Source organism: Streptomyces spiralis (genome assembly GCF_014654675.1).
Taxonomy (GTDB): domain Bacteria; phylum Actinomycetota; class Actinomycetes; order Streptomycetales; family Streptomycetaceae; genus Streptomyces; species Streptomyces spiralis.
Genome location: NZ_BNBC01000049.1, coordinates 58,322 through 69,194 on the forward strand (window position 1 = coordinate 58,322; position 10,873 = coordinate 69,194).

A 10,873-nucleotide genomic window follows, 5' to 3' on the forward strand; every position below is an offset into this window, starting at 1 on the left:
GCGGTACGCCCTGTTCTGCCGCAAAGACGTACCGCCGGACGGTTGGCGATGGAGCAGTCCCACTGCGTCACACCGCCTGGCGGCCGTTCCCCAACCCCGTCCACGGCACGTCATCTGCCCTGACAAGCCAGCCGTGCCGTGCCGTCGGACGGTCTTCCACATCCCCGCCGTCCGCCCTGCGAGGAGGCCGGGCAGACGCAGGCTCTGAATGATGGGACACGCCGTGAAGTCTCTGAGTGGAGTCGAACGAGAGTGGTCCGGGGCGCGGCCCGTTCCCCCACCGACCGCGCCCTCAACCGGTCGCCCGCTTCTGGCCGCGGGCGGCAGAATCGGAGCGGTCGTCTCCAAACGGCCGACAGGTCACTCCTGCGCCGACGACCGACCACACGTCCCGTCCGGACCGCGACACCATGACTCCTCCGCGGAGCTCGACGGAAACAACCTGACCACCACACCCAGCGGATGGCTCCTGAAGATCACCATCAGTTCCCCGCCTGCAGTCGCTCACTGGGAGAACCAGTGGCAACTGCTCGGCCCGCTGATGTCCTTCGACCCGGCGTCCTGCACCTGGAGCACCCTCCTCGGAGCCATCGACCCGGCCGCCCTGAACGTGCTGGAGCGCTGCTTCACATCCGCCCGCGACTACCGCGCCGACGTGCAAATGGAAGCCGTGCCGGCCCCGACCAGTGGCTCGGCCCTGTCTTCGTCCGGCCCCCGAACGGCACCGCTCCCGTATGGATCGACGTCAGCCACCGTGGTGTGCTTGGTCCTGCCGCACCTTGGATGAGCGCCGTCGTCGGCTCTATCTGGCCAGCGAGGCCACCGCGATCGGCCACGGCGGCATCACTCTGGTGGCGGGCCTCCAGTACCAGTACCGCCACCGTCGCATGAGCCCGACCGCTCGGTCCGGGACCGGGAGGTCGCCGTTCGGGTCCGAGTGACACCCTTGGTCCACCGCAGACTGCCCGCGGATGGTTCGAAACGGGAAACCCAGCCTGCAGGGCAGGCCGAGGACGCCCAACACGTCCAAGCTGCCTCGCGTCAGGTTGCGGCGTGCGGTACATGGGGCGCCGCCAGAACGCGCCGTGCTCGTTCCAGTACCGGCTTGTCGATCATGTGGCCGTCAACCGTAGTGACGGACTCTCCGGCGTCGAGGACGGCGCGTGCCCACTGCAGTTCCCGTGCCGAAGGCGCGAAACCGTCCGCGACGTACGGCAGTTGGTGGGGATGAACGCAGAGTTTGCCAGCAAAGCCCAGCCGTCGTCCGTGGGCGATGTCGGCGCGCAGTACCTCAGGATCGCGTACGGCGGTGGTGACACCATCGATCGGCGGAGCGATCCCCGCTGCGGCCGAGGCGACGACGAGTCGCTGGCGGGCGTAAGCCAGTGCTGTGTGGTCATCATGGGCAACACCGAGTTGTGCGGCCAAGTCGACGTTACCGAAGGCGGCTCGTGCGACGCCGAAAGCGGCGCACACCTCGTGAACGCGCTCCACGCCGAGAGCTGTCTCGACGAGGGCGACGAGGTCACACCGGCCGGCTGTACGGGCGGCAAGTTCCGAAAGGATGACGGGGTCTTCGGCTTTGGGCACCATGACTGGGCAGCAGTGTTCGGCAGCCTTCGCGAGGTCCGCTTCCGACCACGGCGTTCCTGGTGCATTGATCCGCACGACGGCCCGATTGCCGAGTGCCAGCCAGGCCGTGGCATTCTCTCGGGCGCGCTCCTTGTCGTCGGCGGCCACGGCGTCTTCGAGGTCGATGACGACAAGGTCGGCACCGGATGCGACCGCCTTGTCGAAACGGTCGGGCCGGTCTCCCGGCACGAACAGCAGGGTCCTGGCTGCGGCGATGCGGTTGCGCAGGTCGGTCATCCGAAGCTCACCTCCGCCGTGGCGTGCTGCGCCTCCCGGTGAGTGGCGATGGACAGTTGGGCGCCCCCGCCGGCCGGAGTGCCGCAAGCCGAGATGCGCTCGCCGGCGAACACTGGTCGCCTGAGCCGGTAGGAGAGGGACCGCACTTGCCTTCCTGACGCGTGGCGCCGAGGCAGTTCGAGCATGAGCAGGACAAGCAGGGGGCCGTGGACGACGAGGCCGGGGTAGCCCTCGTCGTTCCGGCAGTACGGGGCGTCGTAGTGAATGCGGTGCGCATTCGCGGTCAGGGCACTGAAGCGGAACAGCAGCGCCGGGTCAGGCCGGAGGGGAAGCTGCCAGGGCGAGTCGGTCCGGGGAGGAGCCGACTCGTCGAGCTTGTCGGGGTGTTGAGCCGTGCTCCGTCCCGACCGGTAGACGATGTCCTGTTCTTCGACGAGGCGGGTTCGGCCGCCCTGCCGGAACTCACGACGCTCGGTGACGAAGAGCAGTTCCCCCGTGCGTCCGCGCTTGGAGGTCACCGCGCTCAGGCTACTGAGGCGTTGGGCGGGTTCGCCGAGGCGGAGCGGTTCCGTGACCTCGCAGCGGCCGCCAGCCCACATGCGCTGTCGATTGGGAATGGGCGGCAGGAAGTGCCCGTTCGCTGGGTGACCGTCGTGGCCGAGCTCGCTGTGTGCCGGCCAGTTCAAGAAGTGCAGCCAGTGCCAGAGCGGCGGAATCGGGTCCCCGGCCTCCGCAGCGCTGCCGGGCAGGTCGAAAACGGCCGACAGTGCTGCCACCGGGCCGGCATGCAGGGAATCTTCGTCCCTGACCGGTGCAGGAGCCCAGGAATCCAGGTACGAGTCGAGCGGGGCTGTCCCGGACGGGGCGCTGGGAGTGGGGGACATCGTCGACCTCCAGGGGCGGGTGAGCACGGTTCGATTTCGTGGAAGCGGCCATGCGGGGATGCCGAAGTGGCGCGGACCGTCTGGCTTGCATCTATCATTAACCGTGATAAGGCAGACTGAATAATAGAAATCTGTGATGCGGCTATGTCGTAGAGACATGGCCGGCAGCGCTCCGCCCCCGGTTACGCGGCGCATGGCGGCCCCGCCCTGATCGCCGCGCAGGGCCAGGACGGACAAGGTGAGGGGGAGCGTCAAGCACGTCCGGCGGGACCATCGGTGTCCTGGACGGCGGAGGGCCATCTTCCTTGAGTCACCGCCAAGTTGACCTGTCGGACCAATTCCTGCGCGACCACGTCCACCGCAGGCGGCGTGCGCCCGAACCTCGGTGCACCCAGGACGATTGAGCGCCACACGTCAGGTTCGCTCAACGGTGCGGCGCTGATCGTGCCCCGCGTGACTTCCTCGGCGGCGCCCAGGCCAGGCAGCACCGTCCAGCCCTGCCCTGCGAGGACAAGTTGCTTTTGCAGGCGCATGGAGTTCGTCTGCACGACGACCTCCAAGTCGACTCCCGCTCGTACCGCCGCCGCATCGATCAGACTGCGCAGTGCGTGCCCCGAGGCGGGCATCACCAGCGGATTCCTGGCCACTTCCGCGAAGGGCACGGGACGGTCGACGCGCAGGCCGGCGGAAGCCGGAGCGACGGCCCACAGGCGCTCGCGCACCAGGGGGCGGGCGCTGAGCGAGGGAGTGCTGTCCAGGTTGTACAGCAGTGTCAGATCAAGATCCCCGTCGTCAAGCCATTGCTGTAGATGCCCTGAGTACGCGGTCATCAGCCGTAGCCGAACGCCGGGGTGGTGGCGCGCGATCGCCGACACGAGCGGCTCGGCAAGTAGATCGCTGGTGCTCTCCAGCAAGCCAATCGTGACGATGCCGGCCACCGCGCCCGGGGCCGGCCGTACCTCGGCGCGCGCTCGCTCCAGCTCGCCCAGTGCGCGCCGCGCGCGGTCCACCATGATCGTCCCGGCTCTGGTGGGCCGCATGCCCTGCGCGGTCCGCTCGAACAGTGCAACGCCGAGCTCCTGCTCCAGGGTGCGGATCTGCCGGGTAACGGCGGGCTGCACCAGGTGCAGCAGCTCTGCAGCCCGCGTCACGCTGCCGACCTCGGCCACCGTGACGATCGCTTTGAGCTGCTTGACGTCCATGACTCCCGCCTTTCGGGCCGGTATCCCATGCGCGCATGAGGGTATCACCAAATGCTATTTCTCTTGATTGCTCATGAGACTTCATGATGGCAGCCCGGATGCAGGCATTGCACCTCCTTGGAGTCACTCATGACCGAGCACCCCGAAGAACTGCCGCTACACGGCATCACCGTCGTCAGCGTCGAGCAGGCGGTGGCCGCTCCGTTCGCCACCCGCCAGCTGGCCGACCTCGGCGCCCGCGTCATCAAGGTGGAGCGGCCGGGCGGTGGCGACTTCGCTCGCCGCTACGACACCACGGTGCACGGTGAGTCCAGCTACTTCGTATGGCTCAACCGATCCAAGGAGTCCGTGACGCTGGACCTCAAATCGGACTCGGGCCGGGTGATCTTGGAGCAGCTGCTCGCGAAGGCAGACGTGTTCGTGCAGAACCTCGCTCCGGGCGCAGCCGCGCGGATGGGCCTGGGCGCGAAGGACCTGGCCGAGCGCTTCCCCTCACTTGTCCCGTGCTCGGTCTCCGGTTACGGAACCAGCGGCCCGTGGGCCAACCGCAAGGCCTACGACCTGCTGGTGCAATGCCAGACGGGTCTGGTCTCGCTCACCGGCAACGAACACGGCTCTGCGAGGGTCGGGATATCGATCGCCGACATCGCCGCAGGTATGTACGCCTACTCGGGGATCCTCACCGCCTTGTTCAAGCGAGCGACCACAGGGGTCGCGCGAGCGGTCGAGGTGTCGTTGTTCGAAGCGCTGGCCGAGTGGGTCAGCCAACCCGCCTATTACACCCGCTACGGCGGCACCCAGCCTCCCCGCATCGGCACGCAGCACGCCACCATCGCCCCGTACGGCGCCTACACGGCCGCCGACGGCAAGGACGTGCTGCTCACCGTCCAGAACGAGCGCGAGTGGGCCGCACTGTGCGAGCGGTTCCTACGGCGCTCCGAGCTTGTCGGAGACAAGCGCTTCGCCACCACCTCCGACCGGGTGGCGCACCGAGCGGAGCTGAACGCGATCCTGGCCGCCCGCTTCACCGAGCTCAGCAGCAAGGAAGCCATGAAGCTGCTGGACCAGGCAGGCCTCGCCAATGCCGGCGTCAACGACATCGAGGACTTCCTGGCCCACCCGGTGCTGGAGGCACGCGGTCGTTGGCGGGACGTACGGATCCCGGGGGGAGCGATAGTGCCCGCCCTTGTGCCCCCGGCCGATCTTGGCGGCGTCTCCCCGCGCATGGGCGCGGTGCCCGCAGCGGGCGAACACACAGACAGCATCCTGGGCGGGCTGGGATACAGCTCGGCAGCGATAGACCGGCTGCGTGCCGAGCACGTCATCTGAACCACCGGCCGACCTCAACCCCATGGCTCTGGAAGGAGCGTCACAGCATGAGCATTCTGGACATCCTGTCCGACGACGAACAATTCATGGTCAGGACGGTGAAGGAGTTCGTCGACAAGGAGGTGAAGCCCGTCGTCCAGGAGCTTGAGCACGCCAACACCTACCCCGAGGCCCTCATCGAGCAGATGAAGCGCCTTGGTATCTACGGTCTCGCGGTACCCGAGGAGTATGGAGGCACCCCGGTCTCCACACCCTGCTACGTCCTCATCACTGAGGAGTTGGCCCGCGGCTGGATGAGCCTGGCCGGCGCGATGGGCGGACACACCGTGGTTGCCAAGCTTCTGCTGCACTTTGGCACCGAGGAGCAGAGGCGCCGCTGGCTTCCGAGGATGGCCACCGGTGAGATCCGGGCGACCATGGCGCTGACCGAGCCGAGCGGCGGCTCAGATCTGCAGGCCATGCACACGGTCGCCCGCAAGGACACCGACGGATACGTCGTCAACGGGGCGAAGACCTGGATCACCAACGCCCGTCGCTCACAGCTGATTGCCCTGCTGTGCAAGACCGACCCCGCGGCGAGCCCGGCACACCAGGGCATCTCCATCCTGCTCGTCGAACATGGTCCAGGCCTGACCGTCTCGCGGGACCTGCCCAAGCTCGGCTACAAGGGCGTGGAGAGCTGCGAGCTGTCCTTCGACGACTTCCGTGCGCCTGCGGAAGCCCTGCTCGGCGGAGTCGAGGGCAAGGGTTTTGCGCAGATGATGAAGGGGCTGGAGATCGGCCGTCTTCAGGTCGCCGCCCGCGCCCTCGGTGTGGGGCGCGCGGCGCTGGAGGACGCCCTCGCCTATGCCCAGGAACGCGAATCGTTCGGCAAGCCGATCTGGAAGCATCAGGCGATCGGCAATTACCTCGCAGACATGGCCACGTCACTGACGGCGGCTCGCCAGCTCACCCTGTTCGCGGCACGGGAGGCCGAGGCCGGCCGGCGCGTCGACATGGAGGCTGGCATGGCGAAGTTGTTCGCCTCCGAGACCGCCATGCAGATCGCCCTCAACGCCGTCCGTGTCCACGGTGGTTACGGCTACTCCACCGAATTCGACGTCGAACGCTACTTCCGCGACGCACCCTTGATGATCGTCGGCGAGGGTACCAACGAGATCCAGCGGAACGTCATTGCCGGGCAGCTCGTCAAGCGGGGAGGCCTGGACGCATGAGGATCGTTGTCACTGCGAAGTACGTGCCCGACGCCACTGGCGACCGGCACTTCTCCGATGACTGGACCGTCGACCGGGACAACGTGGACGGTCTGCTCTCCGAGCTCGACGAGTACGCTGTCGAACAGGCGCTGCAGATCTTCGAGAACTCTGAGGACGACGTCGAGAACACCGTCCTGACAGTGGGCCCCGAGGACTCCAAGGACGCCCTGCGTAAGGCGCTGTCCATGGGCGCCGACAGGGCGATCCACGTCGAGGACGACGACCTGCACGGCACCGACGCCCTGGGCACCTCGCTGGTGCTGGCCAAGGCGGTCGAGAAGGCCGGTTACGACCTGGTGATCTGCGGCATGGCCTCCACCGACGGCACCATGGGCGTCGTACCGGCCCTGCTCGCCGAGCGCCTGGGTGTCCCGCAGGTCACCCTGCTGTCCGATGTCTTGGTCGAGGACGGCATGGTCGTTGGCCGCCGGGATGGCGACGCCGCCTCGGAGCGACTGGAGGCCGCCCTGCCGGCCGTCGTGTCGGTCACCGACCAGTCGGGCGAGGCGCGCTACCCGTCTTTCAAGGGCATCATGGCCGCCAAGAAGAGGCCGGTGGAATCCTGGGACTTGTCGGACCTGGAGATCGAGGCCGAGGAAGTCGGGCAGTTCGGCTATACCGAGGACCTCGACTACGAGCTGCGCGACATCCGCAGCGACATCTCTGGGTGCGACGACAAGATCGCCAAGGTTGAAGAAGAGCTGGGCGACCGATCGGCCGCCAGGGGGGCCAGTCGTCCGCACGTCCGACGCTGGACAGAAATGCGCGTGTACGGTCGTCGGAAGGGAATACCGTCGTCGTCGCGCCCATCTCAACGCCCATGTTGGCGATGACGTGCCGGTCCATGGCTGAGAGACTCGATACCACCGGTCCGTAGTACTCCAGGATCCGCCCGGAAGCGCCCGTAACCCCGTGACGTCGGAGCATTTCCAGACCGACATCCTTGGCACTGACCCACTCGGGCAGGCTGCCGGACAGCTTTACCCCCCAGACCTCGGGCATACGGTGATAGAAAGTTTCACCCACCATGGCCAGGGCGACATCGAGGCCGCCCATGCCCACGGCGAACATGCCGAGGCTGCCGGCAGCGGCCGTGTGACTGTCGCCGCCGATTAGCACATCGCCGGGCTTGCCGAAGTGCTGCATGTGAGTGGGATGGCTGATCCCGGTTCCGGGTGGGCTGTACCACACACTGTATCGGCGGCAGGCCGAGCGCAGAAACAGGTGCTCTTCCTGGTTGAGGTTGTCGGCCTCGAGGAGGTTGTGGTCAACGTATTGCACCGCGACGTCAATTGTCACACGATCGGCGCCCATCGCCTCGAGTTCCAGCATCACCAACGTACCCAGGGCGTCCTGCAGCAGGGCCTGATGGGCGCGCAGTCCGATTTCACGACCCGGCTGCATCGTTCCGCTGACCAGGTTTTTGGTGATGAGTTTGCACGAGAGGCTTTGCGGCGGCACGATGGCATGCCTTTCAGGACGCAGAGGTGGTGGACAGCCGAGGTGGGCGGTGCATCGCCCGGTGGTCAATCACGGTGGTAGACCTCGTTGTGCACCGCTGTGCGCGGACCGGGGTGTTCGATCTGCAAGGGGGGCAGGTCGCCGGCTTCGTCTCTCCAAGGCAGGCGGTCTGCGGCCGTGTAGACGTGGCCGTCCATGAGTCGGCGCGCGGTGCGGACGAGCGCGGCGCGCGTGACGGTGAAGCCGCTGTCACCGTGCTTGTCGATCGCCGCCTCGACCTCCACCGTCCCGGATGGGTGGCCGATACGGATCCGGCCTCCCGATCCGGACACCCCGGCCGCCTTGTTGACCACAGTGCCGGGCAGGAACGCGGCGACGGCCGTGCAGGTGCTGCCGGACACCATGTACGCCTTGTGGACGACACCGTCGAGGGTCGAGAAGGCCAAGAAGTCGCATTCGCGAGCCCGATGCTTGTGGCCGGAGCCGTATTCGGTCCAGTCTCTCGGCTCAGCGACCAGGGCGAGGAATGGCGACAGCGCGCACTTGTATGTCGTGTCATCGAGGTCCGCTGCCAGGCCCACCTTGATACCGGCGATCTTTCGCAAATTTTCCAGCTTCCCCATCATCTCCCCGTCGTCCGAGAGCTCGTCGGGGTTCTCCGTCCCGGACAGACCGAAGTCTTCAGCCCTTGCGAAGACAATGAGATTGGCCAAGTCGATGATGGACACTTCGACAGTCCCCACGCCTGCGACATCGATCCGGTCGCACGTGTTGCCTGTCGGCAGCAGCCCGAGGCCGTGTGTGCCCACCGTCTCATGGAAGTCGACCTCGATGGGCGATCCGGTCCCGGGTACTCCGGAGATGGCCTGACTACCGAGGATTTCGGGCTGCCCGTCTGCAGTGCGTACGGTGATGTGAAGCATCTGGTCGAAATTCGTGGCGTGCACAGCGACGGTGACCGCGTCGCCCGGTGCCTCTACGTATCCCTGCTCGATCGCGTAGGGCCCCACCGCGGAGGAGATGTTCCCGCAGTTCATATCTTTGCTGACCACGGCACGGTCGACGAAGACCTGGTAGAAGGTGTAATCGACGTCCGCCCCGGGTCGGGTCGGTGGACCGACGACTGCGAACTTGCTGGTGAGGGGGTCGGCGCCACCGACGCCGTCAATCTGCCGCGCGTCTGGTGAACCATAGGCCGCCAGGATCCATGCAGCGAGCCCTCGTTCATCGTTTGCGGGCACGTCGCGCCGGTCGATTACCACCGCCTTGCTCGTACCACCGCGGTAAAAGGCCATCGGAGTGGCAAGCTGTTGCGCCATGGTGTCAGTGCCCTTGGGATCCGGAAGTGTCGGGGTCGGCGAACTCCTGTGAAAGCTGCTCGATCTCGGAGATACCTACTGCCTTGGTGAAGTCGTCGAAGGACGGCAGAGTTCTCATGCACTGCAGCGGGGTACCGTGCTTGCGGACACTGGCGTAGTGGTCGCGCATTGCGCCCGTGACGGCCAGCACCGATCCGATCGGATAGAGCACGACCCCGAAGCCGTACTCTCTGATCCTCTCGATGTCGATCATCGGCGTAAGACCACCCTCGAGCCAGTTCAGCAATACAGTGTTCCCACTAAGGCGTTTGGAGATCGTTTCGAGCTCCGCCTCCGACGTCGGCGCCTCTACCCACAGAACATCCGCGCCTGCATCGCGATATCGCAAAGCGCGATCGCACGCGGCCTCCACGCCGTACTTCACGAGTGCGTCTGTCCGAGCAATGATCACGAAATCGGGATCGCTGCGTGCCGTGACTGCCGCCTTGATCTTACCGACGTGCTCACCAGTAACGATGACTTCCTTGCCCGCCAAGTGCCCGCAGCGCTTGGGTGCCGTCTGGTCTTCGAGATGAATGGCTGACACGCCTGCCTGTTCATAGTCGTGCACCGTGCGCACCACGTTGATCGCATTACCGTAACGGGTGTCTGCGTCAGCAACGACAGGGATGTCGACCGCCCCGGCCAGACGCCTGGCATGGCCGATCATCTCAGTCCCAGTCAGCAAACCCATATCGGGACGGCCGAGAAGCGCACCGGTAGACGCATAGCCACCCATGTACACCGCGTCGAACCCAGCCTGCTCCACCAACCGTGCCGTAAGACCGTCATGGGCCCCAGGAACCAGGAGAGGCGGGTTCTTCAACAGGTCGCGGAGTTTCGCGTTACGCGAGACAGGGCGATGAAGAAAATTATCCATTGTGGACTCGCCAAATATTCGAGTGCGGACTCGCGAATATTCGAGCTGGGGGCCGACCCCCGTCAGCCGCACACCTTGGCATTTCTCCCGGGTCTAAGTTCCTTCTGCAAAGACCGAGGCGTTCACCCCATCTTGGAAGGGTGGGTTTCGCATCGCGGGCGTGCCGGTTGCCGGAACGCCCCTCCATCGAGTGTAGCCAGCCGTCGCTGATCCTGTCCCACAGCGAAGGGCGCGTGACGCGCGCGGCGCAGCACTGCCTGGGCCGAGGTCTACGGCGCCAGCGTGTCGATATCGACCATTTCGATCAGCACCGACAAGGTCATCGACGGGCTGGCCCAATGCCAGAACCGGCCGCTCGACCCCCGGTGATCTCCATCGAGTGCGTTCACGCGAAGGCCCCGACGGCCAGGTCGTTGATCCTCCCTTCTCCCTCGCCCTGGCCGTTACTGTGGACGGACCCGCGACGTCCTGGGCCTGTGAGCCGGCGGCGGCGAGGGCGCCAAGTAGTCGCTTCAGGTCCTCACCGAGATCACGAATCGCGGCGCCCAGGAGGAGGTCGGCCGCGTGGAGGCGGAGATCGAGCCCGATGTGCGGGGCTGGCTCGCGGGCTTCTACGCGGCTCTGTCCGCCGACA

The 10,873-nt window shown here is 66.3% G+C and carries 8 protein-coding genes and 2 pseudogenes; 4 read left to right on the top strand and 6 right to left on the bottom strand.

The genetic code is table 11. From position 1 onward, the window contains the following. Positions 1 to 1,041: 1,041 nt before the first annotated feature. The 3 genes from IE318_RS35755 to IE318_RS35765 are packed head-to-tail and all read right to left on the bottom strand — an operon-like array spanning position 1,042 to position 3,955. Entirely contained in the window at positions 1,042 to 1,869 is an 828-nt protein-coding gene (locus IE318_RS35755; RefSeq protein WP_189907035.1) for an HpcH/HpaI aldolase/citrate lyase family protein, read from the bottom strand. Beyond that, the gene (locus tag IE318_RS46960; RefSeq protein WP_506005420.1) at positions 1,866 to 3,053 is read right to left on the bottom strand and encodes an HTD2 family dehydratase; all 1,188 of its coding nucleotides are present in this window, start codon (positions 3,051 to 3,053) and stop codon (positions 1,866 to 1,868) included. Before IE318_RS46960 ends, IE318_RS35755 begins: the two co-directional genes overlap by 4 nt. Beyond that, positions 3,005 to 3,955: a LysR family transcriptional regulator gene (locus tag IE318_RS35765; protein ID WP_189907037.1), complete on the bottom strand. Its 951-nt coding sequence runs from the start codon at positions 3,953 to 3,955 to the stop codon at positions 3,005 to 3,007. The genes IE318_RS46960 and IE318_RS35765 overlap by 49 nt, the downstream gene beginning before the upstream one ends. A 129-nt stretch (positions 3,956 to 4,084) precedes the next feature. Here IE318_RS35765 and IE318_RS35770 point away from each other — a divergent pair, with 129 nt between their 5' ends. The 3 genes and pseudogenes from IE318_RS35770 to IE318_RS35780 form a co-directional block, all read left to right on the top strand. Next, entirely contained in the window at positions 4,085 to 5,284 is a 1,200-nt protein-coding gene (locus IE318_RS35770; RefSeq protein WP_189907039.1) for a CaiB/BaiF CoA transferase family protein, read from the top strand. A gap of 47 nt (positions 5,285 to 5,331) precedes the next feature. Next, positions 5,332 to 6,498 carry an acyl-CoA dehydrogenase family protein gene (locus IE318_RS35775; RefSeq protein WP_189907041.1) on the top strand — a complete coding sequence of 389 codons (1,167 nt, stop codon included), beginning with the start codon at positions 5,332 to 5,334 and terminating at the stop codon, positions 6,496 to 6,498. Next, positions 6,495 to 7,154: pseudogene (locus IE318_RS35780) on the top strand (electron transfer flavoprotein subunit beta/FixA family protein); the annotation flags it as partial. The gene IE318_RS35775 and the pseudogene IE318_RS35780, both read left to right, overlap by 4 nt. On the opposite strand, the gene IE318_RS35785 reads toward IE318_RS35780, so the two are convergent. The 3 genes from IE318_RS35785 to IE318_RS35795 all read right to left on the bottom strand — a co-directional run bounded on the left by IE318_RS35785 (position 7,072) and on the right by IE318_RS35795 (position 10,239). Continuing rightward, positions 7,072 to 7,944: an aconitase family protein gene (locus IE318_RS35785; RefSeq protein ID WP_308438612.1), complete on the bottom strand. Its 873-nt coding sequence runs from the start codon at positions 7,942 to 7,944 to the stop codon at positions 7,072 to 7,074. The pseudogene IE318_RS35780 and the gene IE318_RS35785 overlap by 83 nt on opposite strands. Before the next feature lie 122 nt (positions 7,945 to 8,066). Beyond that, on the bottom strand, positions 8,067 to 9,320 hold the full coding sequence (locus IE318_RS35790) for a PrpF domain-containing protein (RefSeq protein ID WP_189907045.1): 1,254 nt from the start codon (positions 9,318 to 9,320) through the stop codon (positions 8,067 to 8,069). Between the two features lie 4 nt (positions 9,321 to 9,324). Then, positions 9,325 to 10,239: an isocitrate lyase/PEP mutase family protein gene (locus IE318_RS35795; RefSeq protein ID WP_189907047.1), complete on the bottom strand. Its 915-nt coding sequence runs from the start codon at positions 10,237 to 10,239 to the stop codon at positions 9,325 to 9,327. Positions 10,240 to 10,500: 261 nt separating this feature from the next. On the opposite strand from IE318_RS35795, the pseudogene IE318_RS46900 reads away from it, so the two are divergent. Next, positions 10,501 to 10,743, top strand: a pseudogene (locus IE318_RS46900) (transposase); the annotation flags it as partial. Between the last annotated feature and the right edge of the window lie 130 nt (positions 10,744 to 10,873).

What these genes read in the sequence shown, in the direction of transcription:
- IE318_RS35755 (WP_189907035.1), bottom strand. Translation starts at nt 1,869, where the DNA reads ATGACCGACCTGCGCAACCGCATCGCCGCAGCCAGGACCCTGCTGTTC.
- IE318_RS46960 (WP_506005420.1), bottom strand. Translation starts at nt 3,053, where the DNA reads ATGGCCCTCCGCCGTCCAGGACACCGATGGTCCCGCCGGACGTGCTTG.
- IE318_RS35765 (WP_189907037.1), bottom strand. Translation starts at nt 3,955, where the DNA reads ATGGACGTCAAGCAGCTCAAAGCGATCGTCACGGTGGCCGAGGTCGGC.
- IE318_RS35770 (WP_189907039.1), top strand. Translation starts at nt 4,085, where the DNA reads ATGACCGAGCACCCCGAAGAACTGCCGCTACACGGCATCACCGTCGTC.
- IE318_RS35775 (WP_189907041.1), top strand. Translation starts at nt 5,332, where the DNA reads ATGAGCATTCTGGACATCCTGTCCGACGACGAACAATTCATGGTCAGG.
- IE318_RS35785 (WP_308438612.1), bottom strand. Translation starts at nt 7,944, where the DNA reads ATGCAGCCGGGTCGTGAAATCGGACTGCGCGCCCATCAGGCCCTGCTG.
- IE318_RS35790 (WP_189907045.1), bottom strand. Translation starts at nt 9,320, where the DNA reads ATGGCGCAACAGCTTGCCACTCCGATGGCCTTTTACCGCGGTGGTACG.
- IE318_RS35795 (WP_189907047.1), bottom strand. Translation starts at nt 10,239, where the DNA reads ATGGATAATTTTCTTCATCGCCCTGTCTCGCGTAACGCGAAACTCCGC.